This window comes from Bradyrhizobium symbiodeficiens (assembly GCF_002266465.3).
In the GTDB taxonomy this organism is placed as follows: domain Bacteria; phylum Pseudomonadota; class Alphaproteobacteria; order Rhizobiales; family Xanthobacteraceae; genus Bradyrhizobium; species Bradyrhizobium symbiodeficiens.
The window spans coordinates 2,316,126-2,332,256 of the sequence record NZ_CP029427.2; the positions used below are offsets into that span (position 1 = coordinate 2,316,126).

At 63.4% G+C, this 16,131-nt stretch carries 14 protein-coding genes; 10 read left to right on the plus strand and 4 right to left on the minus strand.

All coding sequences use genetic code 11. From position 1 onward, the window contains the following. Window positions 1–52 precede the first annotated feature (52 nt). Both CIT39_RS10610 and CIT39_RS10615 read left to right on the plus strand, forming a co-directional pair. Entirely contained in the window at window positions 53–568 is a 516-nt protein-coding gene (locus CIT39_RS10610; protein ID WP_094975407.1) for a TRAP transporter small permease, read from the plus strand. Beyond that, window positions 565–1,884 (plus strand): TRAP transporter large permease, encoded by a 1,320-nt coding sequence (locus CIT39_RS10615; RefSeq protein ID WP_094975406.1) that lies wholly within the window; start codon window positions 565–567, stop codon window positions 1,882–1,884. Before CIT39_RS10610 ends, CIT39_RS10615 begins: the two co-directional genes overlap by 4 nt. Before the next feature lie 66 nt (window positions 1,885–1,950). On the opposite strand, the gene CIT39_RS10620 is transcribed toward CIT39_RS10615, so the two are convergent. Further along, the gene (locus CIT39_RS10620) at window positions 1,951–3,225 is read right to left on the minus strand and encodes a serine hydrolase domain-containing protein (RefSeq protein ID WP_094975405.1); all 1,275 of its coding nucleotides are present in this window, start codon (window positions 3,223–3,225) and stop codon (window positions 1,951–1,953) included. A gap of 169 nt (window positions 3,226–3,394) precedes the next feature. Between CIT39_RS10620 and CIT39_RS10625 the strand changes: the two genes are divergently transcribed. Beyond that, window positions 3,395–4,312, plus strand: a complete 918-nt coding sequence (locus CIT39_RS10625; RefSeq protein ID WP_094975404.1) for an intradiol ring-cleavage dioxygenase — start codon at window positions 3,395–3,397, stop codon at window positions 4,310–4,312. Between the two features lie 10 nt (window positions 4,313–4,322). On the opposite strand, the gene CIT39_RS10630 is transcribed toward CIT39_RS10625, so the two are convergent. Further along, window positions 4,323–5,213 (minus strand): LysR family transcriptional regulator, encoded by an 891-nt coding sequence (locus CIT39_RS10630; protein WP_094975403.1) that lies wholly within the window; start codon window positions 5,211–5,213, stop codon window positions 4,323–4,325. 102 nt (window positions 5,214–5,315) lie between these two features. On the opposite strand from CIT39_RS10630, the gene CIT39_RS10635 reads away from it, so the two are divergent. Then, window positions 5,316–6,185, plus strand: a complete 870-nt coding sequence (locus CIT39_RS10635) for an SDR family oxidoreductase (RefSeq protein ID WP_094975402.1) — start codon at window positions 5,316–5,318, stop codon at window positions 6,183–6,185. Window positions 6,186–6,246: 61 nt separating this feature from the next. Here the strand turns inward: CIT39_RS10635 and CIT39_RS10640 are convergent, their stop codons facing one another. Together CIT39_RS10640 and CIT39_RS10645 are read right to left on the minus strand one after the other, a co-directional pair. Next, window positions 6,247–7,983 (minus strand): bifunctional protein-serine/threonine kinase/phosphatase, encoded by a 1,737-nt coding sequence (locus CIT39_RS10640; RefSeq protein WP_162308439.1) that lies wholly within the window; start codon window positions 7,981–7,983, stop codon window positions 6,247–6,249. Window positions 7,984–8,042: 59 nt separating this feature from the next. Beyond that, the gene (locus tag CIT39_RS10645; protein WP_094975400.1) at window positions 8,043–8,882 is read right to left on the minus strand and encodes a formate/nitrite transporter family protein; all 840 of its coding nucleotides are present in this window, start codon (window positions 8,880–8,882) and stop codon (window positions 8,043–8,045) included. 679 nt (window positions 8,883–9,561) lie between these two features. Here CIT39_RS10645 and CIT39_RS10650 point away from each other — a divergent pair. The 6 genes from CIT39_RS10650 to CIT39_RS10675 all read left to right on the plus strand — a co-directional run bounded on the left by CIT39_RS10650 (window position 9,562) and on the right by CIT39_RS10675 (window position 16,131). Continuing rightward, the gene (locus tag CIT39_RS10650; RefSeq protein ID WP_094975399.1) at window positions 9,562–10,878 is read left to right on the plus strand and encodes a CmpA/NrtA family ABC transporter substrate-binding protein; all 1,317 of its coding nucleotides are present in this window, start codon (window positions 9,562–9,564) and stop codon (window positions 10,876–10,878) included. 60 nt (window positions 10,879–10,938) lie between these two features. Next, on the plus strand, window positions 10,939–11,835 hold the full coding sequence (gene ntrB / locus CIT39_RS10655) for a nitrate ABC transporter permease (protein ID WP_094975398.1): 897 nt from the start codon (window positions 10,939–10,941) through the stop codon (window positions 11,833–11,835). Between the two features lie 12 nt (window positions 11,836–11,847). After that, window positions 11,848–12,642: an ABC transporter ATP-binding protein gene (locus CIT39_RS10660; protein ID WP_094892411.1), complete on the plus strand. Its 795-nt coding sequence runs from the start codon at window positions 11,848–11,850 to the stop codon at window positions 12,640–12,642. A 331-nt stretch (window positions 12,643–12,973) separates the two neighbouring features. Beyond that, complete coding sequence (locus tag CIT39_RS10665; protein WP_094975397.1) at window positions 12,974–14,353, plus strand: MFS transporter; 1,380 nt, start codon at window positions 12,974–12,976, stop codon at window positions 14,351–14,353. A 121-nt stretch (window positions 14,354–14,474) separates the two neighbouring features. Further along, a complete protein-coding gene (locus CIT39_RS10670; protein ID WP_094975832.1) occupies window positions 14,475–14,903 on the plus strand; it encodes a globin family protein in 429 nt (142 codons plus the stop codon). Window positions 14,904–14,913: 10 nt separating this feature from the next. Next, complete coding sequence (locus CIT39_RS10675; RefSeq protein WP_167444052.1) at window positions 14,914–16,131, plus strand: NAD(P)/FAD-dependent oxidoreductase; 1,218 nt, start codon at window positions 14,914–14,916, stop codon at window positions 16,129–16,131.

A 16,131-nucleotide genomic window follows, 5' to 3' on the forward strand; every position in this document is an offset into this window, starting at 1 on the left:
AAGCCCCGCTTCTTGCCCGGACGTGGCGGATGTTCTGCCGCACGGAGCCCCAATGTCTGAAATGCCCGTTTCGTCCGCGCCGTCGCTGTGGCGTCGCATATCGGCCGCCTATGCCAAATTGCTCGAATTCCTGCTGGCCGCCTGCGTCGGCATCCTGGTCATTCCGGTCACGCTGCAAATCGTGTCACGCTATACGCCGTTCATTCCGTCCTACATCTGGACGGAAGAAATGGCGCGGTTCCTGTTCATCTGGACGATCATGATCGGGGCAATGGTGGGCGTGCGGGAGGCGCAGCATTTCGAAGTCGACGTGTGGCCCGACCTGTCGCGGCGGTCGGAGGCCGCAGTCCGGATCCTCGCGCGTGTCGGCGTACTGGCGCTGGCGCTGGTGTTCGTGTCGGCCGGAATCGAATTCACACGCTTCGCCTGGAACAGGACGTCGGAACTGGCGGATCTGCCGCTGTGGCTGATTCACGTCGCCTGGCCTGTCGCCGGCGTGACATGGATCGTCTTCGCGGGTGAGCAGATCGTCGATGAAATGCGCATTCTGTTTGGGGCAGAGCGATGAGCGGCAACGTACTCTCTGCCGGACAGGCCGCGATGGTGCTGTTCGGGGTCTTCGTCGGCCTGCTGATCGTGCGCGTGCCGGTCGCTTTCGCGCTCGGTCTTGCCTGCGTGCCGATCCTGCTGATCGAGCCGCACCTGTCGTTGATGACGCTCGCGCAGGAGACCTTCAATGCGTACAATTCCTTCATCCTGCTGGCGGTGCCGTTCTTCCTGCTGACGGCGAACCTGATGAGCATCGGCGGTATCACCGATCGCCTGGTGGCGCTGTCGCGCTCGATGGTCGGGCACTGGCCCGGATCGCTGGCGCAGATCAATGTCGTGCTGTCGGTGTTCTTTGCCGGCATCTCGGGCTCCTCCACGGCCGACGCGGCGAGCCAGTCCAAGATCTTCATCGATGCGCAGACCAAGGAGGGCTACGATCTCTCGTTTTCCATCGCCATCACGGCGGTGTCGGCGGTCCTGGCGGTCATCATCCCGCCGTCGATCCTCATGATCGTGTGGGGCGGGCTGATCTCGACCTCGATTGCGGCGATGTATCTGGCCGGCATTGTGCCGGGTCTGCTGATCGCGGGGGCGCAGATGGCGACGGTGCACATCTACGCCGTGCGCCGCGGCTACCCGACCTATCCGAAGGCAAGCTGGGTCGAGATGCGATGCGCCATCTGGCGGTCGATACCGGCGCTGATGACACCCTTCATCATCGTCGGCGGCATTCTGCTCGGATGGTTCACCGCAACCGAGTCCGCCTGCGTTGCGGTGCTCTATTCCGTGGTGCTCTCGGCGTTCTTCTACCGCGAGACGGGCATACGCGAATTGTACAAGGCCTTGCTCGACACCGGGCGTCTCGCCGGCGTGGCGCTGTTCTGTGTCGGCACCGCCAGTGCGTTCGGCTGGCTGCTCGCCTACTACAAGATCCCACAGGAGCTGCTGGCCAACGTGTCGACATGGGGCATGGGCGCGGTGACGGCCGGCTTCTTCATCGCCTTCTGCTTCCTGGTGGTCGGCTGCTTCCTCGACGCCATCCCGGCCATCATCATCGTCGGCACCGTACTGGAGCCGCTCGCCAGGTCGGTCGACCTCCATCCGGTCCAGTTCGCGATCATTTCCATCGTGTCGCTGGCCTTTGGACTGGTGACGCCGCCTTACGGTCTCTGTCTGATGATCGCCTGTTCGATTGCCGGGGTGCGGCTCCGTTATGCGCTGAAGGATACGGTCATCATGCTGATTCCGATGCTGCTCGTGCTGGCGGCGGTCATCGTCTGGCCAAGCGTATCGCTGTTCCTGCCGCGTCTGATCGTGCCGGAAATGCTCAAATGAGCAACGGCGAGTGAGCGTCCGGGAGTGTGATCCCGCGGACGACGGCCGCGGGATCGAGGGCGACTGCTACAAATTGCTCTCGGTGATCGCCGCATAGACCATGCTGCGCAGCTCGCGGCGCAGCGGATAGGCGCTCGACGGCAGCACCTGCGTCATGAAGATCGCAATCAGCTCCTCGGCCGGATCGATCCAGAACGAGGTGGTGGCCGCGCCGCCCCAATTGTATTCGCCGGGGCTGCCGGCGATCAGCGTCTCTGCGGGGCGCATGGTGACGGCGAAGCCGAGACCAAAACCGATGCCGTTATAGGCCGCTTCCGAGAACAGCGAGCGCGATACTTCCGGCAGGGTGCGACCGCCCGGAATGTGGTTGCTCGTCATCAGCGCCAGCGTCTTCGGCCCGATCAGCCTGACGCCGCCGAGTTCGCCGCCGTTGAGCAGCGCGCGGCAGAACGTGAGATAGTCGGCGACCGTCGAGCACAGGCCGCCGCCGCCGGAGATGAAGGAGGGCGGGGTGAGGAACGAGCTCGTCGTCGGATCGTCCTGGAGCGTCAGGCCCTCGCGGCGCTGTCCGGCATGGAAGGTCATGCCGCCGCCGGGATCGGCGGAATAGCAGGCCGCGAAGCGGTGCGCCTTGGAGGCTGGCACGTGGAAATCGGTGTCGGTCATGCCGAGCGGATCGAGGATGCGTGATTTAAGGAACTGCTCGAACGGCATGCCCGAGATCTTGCCGACGAGATAGCCGAGCACGTCGGTCGCGACCGAATAGTTCCAGGCTTCGCCAGGGGAGAATTCCAGCGGGATCTTGGCCAGCGCCTCGATCATGGTCTGGAGCGTGCCGGCCTTCTCGACCTCGCCGATCTTTTCCGTGCGATAGGCGGCATCCACGTTGGAGCGCTGCTGAAAACCGTAGGTGAGGCCGGCCGTGTGGCGCAGGAGGTCGACGATCAGCATTGGCCGGGATGGCGGCCGGGTCAGGAAGGCCGGAGAAGTGCCGGCGACGAAGACGCCGAGATCCTTCCATTCCGGGATGTATTTGGCGACGGGCTCGTCGATCGCGACGAGGCCTTGTTCGACCAGCATCATGAAGGCGACGCTGGTGAGCGGCTTGGTCATCGAATAGATGCGATAGATGGTGTCGTCCTTGACCGGCAGCTTGCGCTCGACGTCGGCAAAGCCCTGAACAGAGCTGTGCGCGACCTTGCCGCGGCGGTAGACCAGAAGATGCGTGCCCGGGAAGCGGCCGGCATCGATGTACCGGTTCTTCAGATGCGCATCGACACGGTCGAGCGCGGCCTTGGACATGCCGACGGATTCGGGCGAGGCGGGGGTGGGCGCGAGCATCAGTTCCTCCGGACGGTTTTGTCGGTCCGTTGATAGCCAAATGACGGCCCCATTCCAAGCCACTCGCGCTTAACGCGGGCAGGCCGGCTGGTGTAGGCTGCTCCCTGGAACGCCTCCAGGGAGCTCCAAGGCCTCCAAGGCCAACGAGAAAACGCAGGGCAAATGCATCATGACCCAGTTCAACGAGACTGATCTCACTGAAGCCGTCGTCAAGAGCTTCGACAGCACCCCCAATCCGCGCGCGAAATTCCTGCTCCAAGAATTGGTGAAGTCGCTGCACGATTACGTGAGCAAGACGGGCCTGACCTTCGAGGAATGGGACTACGCCATCGATTTCCTGACCCGCACCGGGCAGAAATGCACCGATACCCGCCAGGAGTTCATCCTGCTGTCCGACGTGCTCGGCGTCTCGATGCTGGTCGACGCGGTCAACCATCGCGACCGCGAAGGCGCCACCCAGACCACCGTGCTCGGCCCGTTCTATGTTGGCGAGCACAAGGTGACCGCGCACGGCACCGACATCTCGCCGAACAATCAAACCGGCGATCGGATGTTCGTGCAGAGCCGTGTCACCGACCTCAAGGGCAAGCCGCTGGCCAATGTCCCCGTCGACGTATGGCATGCCGACGACGACGGCTTCTACGACTCCCAGAAACCCAACTATGACGAGGTCGGCGCTTCGGCGCGGGCGCGCTTCATCACCGATAGCGATGGCCGCTTCTTCTTCCGTACCATCCTGCCGTGCAGCTATCCGATCCCGACCGATGGCCCCGTCGGCGAGATGATCATGCAGACCAAGCGTCATCCGATGCGCCCGGCGCATGTGCACTTCCTGGTCAACGCGAAGGGATACGAGCCGCTGATCACGCACGTCTTCATGGACGGCGACAAATATCTGGATTCCGACGTGGTGTTCGGCGTGAAGGACGATCTCGTCGCCAAGGTCGAGCCGCGCACCGACCCCGCGATGCCTGACGGCACCGCGGCAAGCGGGCAGTGGCATTTGATGACTTACGAATTCCACCTCAAGCCCGGCAGTGGCATGGCGCCGACGCCGCTGGGGACGAAGACGGCAGAGCCCGCGTGAGGGCTCGAATTCATCCCCCGATATAGGCTGCCAATTCGTCGGGCGTTCCCTTCGGAAAGGCTTCCTTCAGATAATCGAGGAAGGCGGAGACGCGCGCACTGAGCAATCGCCGGGAGGGATGGAGTGTCCACAGGGCGATGTCGGGTCCCTCGACGTCGCCCCAGCGTACCAGTGTGCCGGCAGCCAGATCATGACTGACCAACGACAGAGGCAGCCGCGCAGCGCCGACGCCGGCTCGAACCGCGTCGCGGACCATCATCAGCGATGACAGGCGAAGCACCGGGTCGACGGCAATGCGCGAGGTGCTGGCTGGTCGCCTGATGTCCCAGGCTGCGGTCTCGTCATTTCCGCGCACCACGGCTGGAACGGCCAGATCACCCTTTGGTCGTTTCAGGTTGGGGCCGGCCACGACCACCAGTCGGTCACGCAGGAAGATGCGGCCGACGAGGCCTTCATCCGGATCGGGATTGACCCGGATCACGAGATCAAAGCCCTCCTCGATCATGTCGACGTGGCGATCATCCGTCGTCACCTCTAGCCGGACCTGCGGATGCAGAAGCGCGAAGCCGGCCGCTAGCCGGCCCATGGCAGTTTGCGAAAAGAGCAGGGGCGCACTGACGCGCAACCTGCCCTTTGGCTTGTCCCCGCCCGAGGCGATCGCCGCCGCCGTCTCGTCGAGCTCGGTGAGGAGTGCTCCCGTTCGCTCATGGAGCGCTCGTCCTTCCTGAGTGAGCTTGAGATCGCGTCCTCCGCGCTCGAAGAGACGCAGATCGAGGTTGCTTTCGAGTTCGGACACGCGCCGGGACAAGGTCGCTTTCGGACGTCCCGTTGCACGCGCGGCCTTTCCGAACCCTCCGTGGCGGGCGACAAGGTTGAAATCGGCTAAGGCAATCAAATCCATCTGTTCCACCAGTGAGACGACCTGTCCAAATATAGCGTCTATCGGACCGTCTGTGGATCATTAATTTCCGGGATGTCTTCTGACCCAAACCGGAGAGATCCCATGACCATCCTCGTTACCGGCGCAACCGGCACCATCGGCCGCCAAGTCGTCGAACAACTCGTCAAGCGTGGCGCGGATGTGCGCGCGCTCGCCCGAGATCCCGCCAAGGCAAACGTCCCCGCTGGGGTCGCCGTCGCCAAGGGCGACTTGCTGGACGTCGATTCCATGCGCAGTGCGTTCTCAGGCGTCTCGACCCTGTTTCTGCTCAACGCCGTGGTGCCGGATGAATTCACCCAGGCGCTCACTGCGCTCAACCTCGCAAGAGAGGCCGGCATCGAACGGTTCGTCTTTCTGTCGGTGATCCACAGCGACCGCTACGTCAACGTGCCGCACTTTGCGGGCAAGTTCGGTGTGGAGCGCATGATCGAGCAGATGGGGTTCAACGCCACCATCCTGCGCCCCGCGTACTTCATGAACAACGAGCTCATGATCAAGGATGCGGTGACCGGGTACGGCGTGTATCCCATGCCGATTGGCAACAAGGGACTGGCGATGATCGACGCGCGCGATATCGGCGAGATCGCGGCGATCGAATTGATCCGCCGCGAGACATCCGCCACGCCGCTTCCTCTCGATCGCATTAATCTCGTTGGTCCCGATACACTGACTGGCGCGGAGGCTGCGTCCATCTGGTCGGACGTGCTCGGGCGCGCGATCGCCTATGGCGGCGACGACACCGCGGGATTCGAGAAGAACCTCAGGCAGTTCATGCCCGGCTGGATGGCTTTCGACATGCGGGTGATGAGCGAGCGCTTCCTTACGGAGGGAATGATCCCGGAGGCCGGCGACGTCGAGCGTTTGACCGATATCCTCGGTCGTCCCTTGCGCTCTTATCGCGACTTCGTCGCGGAGATCGCGGCCTCTGCCTGAGGCTCGCCAGCGCCTGGCTGCATCGCTCGCCATTGCTCAGGTGGCGAGCGGGCAGCCTTGATCAGCGTGCGTGCAGCAGCGCCAGCAGCACGACGACCGCGCAGGCGAGCGCCGCTGTCGTCAGCTTCCAGAACATCAGCGGGCTGCGCTCCAGGAGCGGCGTGATCCGCGTGTCGAGATAGGCCGGATTGGGGGTACGAAGTTCGAAGATGAACTCCGAGAGATCTTTGTGCCGCTTGGTGGGATCGGGATGGAGCGCGCGGCGGAGCGCGCCGTCGATCCAGGCCGGAACATCGCGGTCGTCGTCTGCGGCGCGATATTTGAGCCTCCGCACGTCCGCCTTGCGCCGGATCCTGGCAATCTGGGCGCCGTAGGGAAGCTTTCCCGTCAGCATCTGGTAGCAGATCACTGCCAGTGAAAACATGTCGGAGCGCGGCGATCCGCCTTGCCCGAGAAAATACTCCGGCGCCGTATACTGGACCGTGCCCAGGATGTCGTCGGTCTCGTCGGGCGGCGCCGCTTCCGCGACGCCGGCAACCCTGACCGATCCGAAGTCGATGATCTTCGCGGTGCCGGTCTTGTCGATCAGGATGTTGTCGGGCCTGAGATCCTGATGCAGCATCTCCATGCGGTGGAAGGCGCGCAGGCCCGCGGCAATCTGCTCGATGAGGCCGCGGACGGTTTCGAGGTCGGCGCGCGGATTGTCGGTCATCCACTGTTTCAAGGTCTGGCCTTCGACGAACTCGGTCGCGACGTAGAGGTAGCTGCGCCGCCTGGACTGTGACAGCGGCTTCAGCACGTGCGGGCTGTCGATCCGGCGTGCGATCCACTCCTCCATCAGGAAACGCTTGAGATAGGCGGCATTGTCGCGCAAATCGACCGACGGCAGCTTGAGCGCGACCGGCTGCTCGGTCTCAACGTCGACGGCGAGATAGATGTGGCTGCGGCTGCTGCCGTGGATTTCCCTGATGATGCGGTAACCGTCGAATATCGCGCGCGGCTCCGGCAGCGGTGGCAACGGCAATTGTGAGGTCTGATTGAAGATGCCGGCCGGCTCGCGCTGCGGCACCGCGTCGACGCGCAGGATCTGGACCGTGACGTTGTCGTCGCTGCCGCGCCGGTAGGCTTCCTCGACGATCGCCTTCGCCGCTCCGTCGAGCTCGCCGGCGTGCTCGTTCACCGCGCTCGTGATGAAGCGCGCGTCGACGAACTCGTAGGCACCATCGGTTGCCAGCAGGAAGGTGTCGCCGGCCTCGACCTCGAACGCCTGGTAGTCGATCTCGAGCTGCGGATTGATGCCGAGCGCGCGGCCGAGATAGGTTTGCTCCGACGACACGATGATGCGGTGATCTTCGGTCAGCTGTTCCAGCGTCCTGCCGGCGACGCGGTAGATGCGGCAGTCGCCGACATGGAAGATGTGCGCGGTGGTCGCCTTGATGACCATGGCGCTGAGAGTGCAGACATAGCCCTTGTCGCGGTCATAGGCATATTGGCTTTTGCGCGTCTGCGCATGCAGCCAGGAATTGGTCGCGTCGAGCACGCGGCGGGCGGAGGTCTTCACCGTCCAGGATTCCGACGTGCAGTAATAGTCCATCAGGAAGCTCTTGACCGCCGACTCGCTGGCGATCTGGCTCACCGTGCTGCTGGAGATGCCGTCGGCGAGGACCGCTGCGATGCCTTTCAGGCCGAGCAGCGGCTCCTCTGGAATCAGGACGCCGTGAAAATCCTGATTGATGGGCTTGCGACCCTTGTCCGAGTGCTGGCCGACCGAGATCAGGAGTCCGCGGGTCATCGTCATCACCTGAAGGGGAAGCCTCACCCTGCTCGGGCGAGGCTTCCCTGTCGAGACGTATTCTATCAGGCCACGACGCGGGGCTTGGCCGCCTTGTCGATCTGGCGCTTCGGCTTGGTGAGGACATGCGTGGTGTAGAGGGTCATGCCGGTGAAGGCGAGGCCGCCCACGAGGTTGCCGAGCACGGTCGGAATCTCGTTCCAGATCAAATAGTCCATGATCGAGAACTTGGCGTGCAGCATCAGGCCCGACGGGAACAGGAACATGTTCACGACGGAATGCTCGAACACCATGTAGAAGAACACCAGGATCGGCATCCACATCGCGATAACCTTGCCGGGAACGGACGTGGAGATCATGGCGCCGACGACGCCGGTCGAGACCATCCAGTTGCAGAGCATCCCGCGCATGAACAGCGTCGCCATGCCGGCTGCGCCGTGCGCTGCATAGCCGAGCGTGCGGCCTTCGCCGATGTTGCCGATCGCCGCGCCGACCTTGTCGGGTGCCTGTGTGAAGCCGAACGTCGTGACGAAGGCCATCATGAAGGCCACGGTGAAGGCGCCGGCGAAATTGCCGACGAACACCAGACCCCAGTTGCGCAGTACGCCGCCGATCGTGACGCCCGGGCGCTTGTCGATCAGGGCGAGAGGCGAGAGCACAAACACGCCGGTGAGGAGATCGAAGCCCAACAGATAGAGCATGACGAAGCCGACCGGAAACAGCAGCGCGCCGACCAGCGGCTGGCCGGTGTTCACGTTGATCGTGACGGCGAACCAGGCCGCCAGTGCCAGGATGGCGCCGGCCATGTAGGCGCGGATCATGGTATCCCGGGTGGACATGAAGATCTTGGACTCGCCCGCATCCACCATCTTGGTGACGAATTCCGAAGGCGCGAGATACGACATCAATGGTTCCTTTTGCTTCGTAAGTGAGATCGGCACGCTCGCTGGAGCAAGCGCGGCTGAACATCATCGGGGCCATGCGGACGGCTCTGCCGCGCACGAGGGCTATGGAAGGTTTGGAAGCCTTGGGATCGCGTCGCGACGACTGCCGGGGAGGGCCGCGAAGCAGTTGAGCTTCCGGGTTGCGGCCGTCAGAGGCTGCACCATTGCGGACAAGCCGCCGTCTTCGTTGACGCACCATGAAATGCAAGTCGCGTGCCGGGCAGGAGTCATAAAAAAGATAAGTAAAATCAATTGGATGGCGCGCGTCTTGATCTGATTTTTGCGAGGTCGGCGGCCTCTCGCGTAGGCGACTGCATAAGATTTGTGCGCTGCACGCGTGGTGAGCAGATAGCAAATTTCGCGTGCGGAACTGGTCTGCGTCAGTCTGGCGCGGTGTGCCTAACGCATTGAATATTCGATTCTTTCCGATCGGTGATGCTTGGCATGAAGCTTGAATGGTTCCAAGTCGACGCCATTGAAGCCGTCCCGCGAGACTTCTCATCCGAATTTGCTGACGCCACCAGACGGGGGTCTCCCGCGTCACGCGTTCGCATGCGCCTTTTCTGGCGTCACGGACGGACCGGGCTGCTCGTGCGTACTGACACCATCATTCGCAACGACGCAAAGGACGACACCGCCTATGACAAAGCGCATTCGCCGGCCTTCGAATACTGGCCTCAGCCGCCGTCAAGTGTTGAGGGCCGCCGGCAGTACCGCGGCTCTTCTCGCCGCCGCCAAACTCAATTTCCCCGCCGGAGCGTTTGCGCAGGATTCAGGCCCCGAGGTCAAGGGCGCCAAGCTCGGCTTCATCGCGCTCACCGACGCGACCCCACTGTTCGTTGCCAAGGAGAAGGGCATCTTCGCCAAATACGGCATGCCCGACGTCGAGGTGCAGAAGCAGGCCTCCTGGGGCACCACGCGCGACAATCTCGTGCTCGGCTCGGAAGGCAACGGCATCGACGGCGCGCACATCCTGACCCCGATGCCGTACCTGATCTCGGCCGGCAAGGTGACGCAGAACAACCAGCCGACGCCGATGTACATCCTGGCGCGCCTGAACCTGAACGGTCAGTGCATTTCGGTCGCCAAGGAATATGCCGACCTCAAAATCGGAATCGACACCGCGCCCTTCAAGGCCGCGCTGGAGAAGAAGAAGGCCGGCGGCAAGGCCGTGAAGGCGGCGATGACCTTCCCCGGCGGCACGCATGATCTCTGGATTCGCTACTGGCTAGCAGCCGGCGGCATCGATCCGGACAAGGACATCGAGACCATCGTGGTGCCGCCGCCGCAGATGGTCGCCAACATGAAGGTTGGCACCATGGATTGCTTCTGCGTTTGCGAGCCCTGGAATCTCCAGCTGATCCACCAGAACATCGGCTACACCGCGATCACCACAGGCGAACTCTGGGACAAGCATCCGGAGAAGTCGTTCGGTATGCGCGCGGCCTGGGTCGACAAATATCCGAAGGCCGCGAAAGCGCTGCTGATGGCCGTGATGGAAGCCCAGCAATGGTCCGAGAAGATGGAGAATCGCGAAGAGGCGGCGGCGATCTGCGCCAAGCGGCAGTGGATCAATTGCCCGGTCGAGGACGTCACCGACCGCATGAAGGGCAAGTTCGACTACGGCACTGGCCGCGTCGTCGAGAACTCGCCGCAGCAGATGCGCTTCTGGAAGGACCAGGCCTCTTACCCGTTCCAGAGCCATGACCTCTGGTTCCTCACCGAGGACATCCGCTGGGGCAAATACGAGGCGAACTTCGACGCCAAGGCGCTCATTGCCAAGGTCAACCGCGAAGACCTCTGGAAGGACGCGGCCAAGGCGCTGGGCGTCGCTGCCGCCGAAATTCCAACCTCCACCTCGCGCGGCAAGGAGACCTTCTTCGACGGCAAGGTGTTCGATCCCGAAAATCCGGCGGCCTATCTGAAGTCGCTCGCGATCAAGCGCGTCGAAGTCTGATGGAGCCAGCGGCCGCCCCAGGGCGGCCGCATCGTCTTTTGAAGCCGGAGAGATATTGCGATGAACATGCCTGCCACGAAGTTGGATGTTGAGACCGCGAGGCCCGTTGGCGCGGCCGCACCGATCGTTGCGATGACACCGAAGCGCGCCGCGCGTAGCGAAGTTTATGCGCGGATGGCGCGGGAGACCGCGGTTCGCGTGATCCCGCCGATCGTCGTGATCGCGCTGTTGATGCTGGTGTGGGAGCTCGTCTGCCGCCGCGCCGGGTCGGCGCTGCCGCCGCCATCGAAAGTGTTCCAGGACACCAAGGAACTGATCTTCGATCCCTTCTTCGACCATGGCGGCATCGACAAGGGCCTGTTCTGGCATCTCTCCGCCAGTCTTCAGCGCGTCGCGCTCGGCTACTCGCTCTCCGCCATCGTCGGAATCGCGCTCGGCGTGCTGGTCGGGCAATCGGTCTGGGCGATGCGCGGGCTCGATCCACTGTTCCAGGTCTTGCGGACCATTCCGCCACTGGCCTGGCTGCCGCTCTCGCTCGCCGCCTTCCGGGACGGCCAGCCCTCGGCGATCTTCGTCATTTTCATCACCTCGATCTGGCCGATCATCATCAACACCGCGGTCGGCATCCGCAATATTCCGCAGGATTATCGCAACGTCGCCGCGGTGGTGCAGCTCAACCCTCTCGAGTTTTTCGCCAAGATCATGATCCCGGCGGCGGCGCCCTACATCTTCACGGGCCTGCGCATCGGCATCGGCCTGTCGTGGCTTGCCATCATCGCGGCGGAAATGCTGATCGGTGGCGTCGGCATCGGCTTCTTCATCTGGGACGCCTGGAATTCCTCGCATATCAGCGAAATCATTCTGGCGTTGTTCTATGTCGGCATCATCGGGTTCGTGCTCGATCGCATGATCGCGGGCCTCGGCAAGATCGTCACTCGTGGCACGGCGCAGGGCTGAGGGAGAATGCATATGACCGCCTATCTGAAGCTAGACCACATCGACAAGGTCTTCACCCGCGGCGCCGCCACCACCGAGGTGCTGAAGGAGATCAATCTCACGATCGAGAAGGGCGAATACGTCTCGATCATCGGCCACTCAGGCTGCGGCAAGTCGACCCTGCTCAACATCATTGCGGGGTTGACCAACGCCACCACCGGCGGCGTGCTGCTGGAGAACCGCGAGGTCAACTCGCCCGGGCCCGACCGCGCCGTGGTGTTCCAGAACCACAGCCTGCTGCCGTGGCTCACCGTCTACGAGAACGTCCGGCTCGGCGTCGACAAGGTGTTCGCCAGGACCAAGACCCGCGCCGAGCGCGACGCCTGGGTGATGCACAATCTCAATCTGGTGCAAATGGCCCATGCCAGGGACAAGCGTCCCTCAGAAATCTCCGGCGGCATGAAGCAGCGCGTCGGCATCGCGCGGGCGCTGGCGATGGAACCGAAGGTGCTGCTGCTGGACGAGCCCTTCGGCGCGCTCGACGCGCTGACCCGCGCTCACCTGCAGGACTCGGTGATGGCGCTGCATCAGAAGCTCGGCAACACAATCTTGATGATCACTCACGACGTCGACGAGGCCGTGCTGCTGTCCGACCGCATCGTGATGATGACCAATGGGCCGAGTGCGCGCATCGGCGAGGTGCTGGAGGTGCCGCTGGTACGCCCGCGCAAACGGCTCGAACTCGCCACGAACACCACTTACTTGAAGTGCCGCCAGCGTGTGCTCGAATTCCTCTACGAGCGTCACCGCTTCGTCGAGGCCGCGTAACGAAAAGTTAGCGCGAAGGCTGCGCTCAAATAATCGACACTTCGCTCAATCCTTATGCGCCGCACAAGGATTGAGCGGATCGCAAATTCAGCGTGCGGAACGGCCTTGCGAAAATTTCTGGCAATTCAAACAACCCGCTGAAATCCCTGCATTTCCAGCATGTGCGCAACTGGCACGGAAATTGAAGCGTCTTTGCGCGACGCCAACGACGACGTCCCTCAACATCATCAATCAGCATCGTGAACTCGCCACCGGGGTGAAGCCTCGGAGCGCGCCTCCATGTGAGGCAGAGCCTGCAACGACGCAGCGGTGAGCCTGGAAGGGATACTCAATGACGAAGAGTCCAACTTGGATTTCCGACTGGCGCCCCGAAGATGAGGCGTTCTGGAATGCCACCGGCAAGACGATCGCGCGACGCAACCTGATCTGGTCGATCGTGGCCGAGCATATCGGCTTCTCGGTCTGGCTGATCTGGAGCATTGTCACCACCAAGCTGCCGCAGGCGGGCTTCCACTACACCACCGACCAACTGTTCCAGCTCGTCGCGGTCCCGGGCCTGATCGGCGCCTTGATGCGCTTTCCCTACACGTTCGCGGTCACGACCTTCGGCGGCCGCAACTGGACCATCTTCAGCGCGGCGATCCTGTTCATCCCGACCTTGTCGCTGGCCTATTTCGTCAGCCAGCCCGACACGCCGTTCTGGCTGATGCTGCTGATCGCCTCGACCGCCGGTCTCGGCGGCGGCAATTTCGCCTCCAGCATGACCAACATCTCCTTCTTCTTCCCTGACCGGATGAAGGGCTGGGCGCTCGGCCTGAACGCGGCCGGCGGCAATATCGGCGTCTCCAGCGTGCAGCTGCTGACCCCGATCCTGATGACGCTCGCCGTGTTCAACCTGTTCCAGGCGACCCCGGTGGACGGCATCTTCCTGCAGAATGCCGGCCTGATGTGGGTGCTGCCGATCGCGATCGCGGTGTTCGGGGCCGTGTTCTTCATGAACAACCTGACCACGGCGAAGTCTTCGGTGAAGAACCAGCTCGCGATCGTCAAGCGCAAGCACACCTGGATCATGGCGTATCTCTATATCGGCACGTTCGGGTCCTTCATCGGCTATTCGGCTGCGTTTCCGCTGCTGATCAAGACCCAGTTTCCGCAAACCACGATCGCGATCGCGTTCCTGGGGCCGCTGGTCGGCTCGCTGTCGCGGCCGCTCGGCGGTTGGCTCGCCGACAAGATCGGCGGCTCGATCCTCACCTTCTGGAATTTCATGGCGATGGCGGCGGCGACGGTCGGCGTGCTCTACTTCGTCGGGCACAAGGACTTCACCGGCTTCCTCGCGATGTTCCTGATCCTGTTCGTGACGACGGGCATCGGCAACGGCTCGACCTACCGCATGATCCCCTCGATCTTCCGCGAGCAGAACCTGTTCAAGGTGCGCGGCAAGGGCGAGGCGGCGCGCGCGCTCGCGCTGAAGACAGCGAGCATCGAGAGCGGTGCAGCGGTCGGTTTCATCGGCGCGGTCGGCGCCGTCGGCGGCTACCTGATCCCGACCGGTTTCGGCAAGTCGATCGCCCTGACCGGCGGCCCGCAGCTCGCGCTCGCGATCTATCTCGCCTTCTACGCCTCCTGTCTCGGCCTGACCTGGTGGTTCTACCTGCGTCGCAGCCCGCAGCGTGAAGGCGCGCCGAGCCTTGCCGAAGCGCGAGTCTGAAACTTGGTACGAATCTCGCTTCTCCCCGCACGCGGGAGAAGTCTCTCTGATGACGTTTGACCCATGAACCTTGTTCGCAATGGCGCGCACCAAGGCAAACCGAAACAGACAGGAGAACATCATGACGCCCGAACAGATCACCCTCATCCAGCAGAGCTTTTCCAAGGTCGCGCCGATTTCGGAGCAGGCCGCGGTGCTGTTCTACGATCGCCTGTTCGAGGTGGCGCCGTCCGTGCGCGCGATGTTTCCGCAAGACATGACCGAGCAACGCAAGAAGCTGATGGGCATGCTCGCTGCCGTCGTCGGCGGCCTGTCGAACCTCGAGACGATCCTTCCCGCGGCCTCCGCGCTCGCCAAGCGGCACGTCGCCTACGGCGCCAAGGCCGAGCACTATCCCGTGGTCGGCGCGACGCTGCTGTGGACCCTGGAGAAGGGACTTGGCGAGGTCTGGACGCCCGAACTCGCCGCCGCCTGGACGGACGCTTACGGTGTTCTGTCCGGCTACATGATTTCCGAGGCCTATGGCGCGCAGGCGCAGGCCGCCGAATAGGAGCTGCCTCGTGAGTGAACCGCTGATCATCGTCGGTAACGGTATGGCGGCCGCGCGTCTGGTCGACGAGCTCGCCAAGACCTCGCTCGGCCGCTATGCGGTCGCGGTGATCGGCGAAGAGCCGCGGCTCGCTTACAATCGCGTGCTGCTCTCCTCCGTGCTGGCCGGCGAGACCGGCTCGCACGAGATCGAGCTCCGGCCGGCCGATTGGTGGCGCCATCGCGGCGTCACGGTGCGTTACGGCTATCGCGTTACCGAGATCGACACCGGCCGCCGCGAGCTCAAGATCGAGGGCGAAGAGAGCATGGAATATTCCAAGCTCGTGCTCGCCACCGGATCGACGCCGCTGCGGCTCAATTTGCCGGGCGCCGATCTCGCCGGCGTGCACACCTTTCGCGATACGCGCGACGTCGACCTTTTGCTGACGCTGGCGGCCGCGAAGAAGCGCGTCGTCGTGGTTGGCGGCGGCCTGCTCGGACTTGAGGCAGCCTACGGCCTCGCCAAGGCCGGCGCGCCGGTGACGCTGCTGCATCTGATGGACCGGCTGATGGAGCGCCAGCTCGATGGGCCGGCCGCGGGCCTGCTCAAGACGCTGGTCGAGCGCAAGGGCATCCGCATCCTGCTCAACGCCTCGACCGCGCGCGTCCACGGCGACGGCCATGTCGAAGCCGTCGAGCTTGCGGATGGCAGCCGTCTCGAGGCCGACGCGGTGATCTTCGCGGCTGGCATCAAGCCGAACGCGGCGCTTGCTAAAGATGCCGGCATCGCGGTCAACCGCGGCGTCGTCGTCAACGATCTGATGCAGACCTCCTCGTCCGACATCTTCGCGCTTGGCGAATGCGCCGAGCATCGCGGCGCCTGCTATGGGCTGGTCGAGCCCGCCTATGAGCAGGCGCGCGTGCTGGCGCGGCATCTTAGTGGCAAGCCCGCGTCCTACCAGGGCAGCGTGGTCTCGACCAATCTGAAAGTGTCCGGCGTCAGCGTGTTCTCCGCCGGCGACTTCATGGGCGGCGAGGGCAGCGAGAGCCTGGTGCTGACTGACCGCAGGCGCGGCACCTACAAGAAGCTCGTCATCGCCGACGGCCGGCTCACCGGCGCGGTGCTGATCGGCGATACCGTCGATGCGCTCTGGTATCTCGAACTGATCCGCAATCGCGACAAGGTGGCGGCGATCCGCACCGACATGATGTTCGGCCGCGCGCTCGCGCTTCCTTCGAAGGCAGCTTGA

Excerpts from the sequence above, each read along its gene's own strand:
- CIT39_RS10610 (WP_094975407.1), top strand. The coding sequence starts at position 53 with ATGTCTGAAATGCCCGTTTCGTCCGCGCCGTCGCTGTGGCGTCGCATA.
- CIT39_RS10615 (WP_094975406.1), top strand. The coding sequence starts at position 565 with ATGAGCGGCAACGTACTCTCTGCCGGACAGGCCGCGATGGTGCTGTTC.
- CIT39_RS10620 (WP_094975405.1), bottom strand. The coding sequence starts at position 3,225 with ATGCTCGCGCCCACCCCCGCCTCGCCCGAATCCGTCGGCATGTCCAAG.
- CIT39_RS10625 (WP_094975404.1), top strand. The coding sequence starts at position 3,395 with ATGACCCAGTTCAACGAGACTGATCTCACTGAAGCCGTCGTCAAGAGC.
- CIT39_RS10630 (WP_094975403.1), bottom strand. The coding sequence starts at position 5,213 with ATGGATTTGATTGCCTTAGCCGATTTCAACCTTGTCGCCCGCCACGGA.
- CIT39_RS10635 (WP_094975402.1), top strand. The coding sequence starts at position 5,316 with ATGACCATCCTCGTTACCGGCGCAACCGGCACCATCGGCCGCCAAGTC.
- CIT39_RS10640 (WP_162308439.1), bottom strand. The coding sequence starts at position 7,983 with ATGACGATGACCCGCGGACTCCTGATCTCGGTCGGCCAGCACTCGGAC.
- CIT39_RS10645 (WP_094975400.1), bottom strand. The coding sequence starts at position 8,882 with ATGTCGTATCTCGCGCCTTCGGAATTCGTCACCAAGATGGTGGATGCG.
- CIT39_RS10650 (WP_094975399.1), top strand. The coding sequence starts at position 9,562 with ATGACAAAGCGCATTCGCCGGCCTTCGAATACTGGCCTCAGCCGCCGT.
- ntrB (WP_094975398.1), top strand. The coding sequence starts at position 10,939 with ATGAACATGCCTGCCACGAAGTTGGATGTTGAGACCGCGAGGCCCGTT.
- CIT39_RS10660 (WP_094892411.1), top strand. The coding sequence starts at position 11,848 with ATGACCGCCTATCTGAAGCTAGACCACATCGACAAGGTCTTCACCCGC.
- CIT39_RS10665 (WP_094975397.1), top strand. The coding sequence starts at position 12,974 with ATGACGAAGAGTCCAACTTGGATTTCCGACTGGCGCCCCGAAGATGAG.
- CIT39_RS10670 (WP_094975832.1), top strand. The coding sequence starts at position 14,475 with ATGACGCCCGAACAGATCACCCTCATCCAGCAGAGCTTTTCCAAGGTC.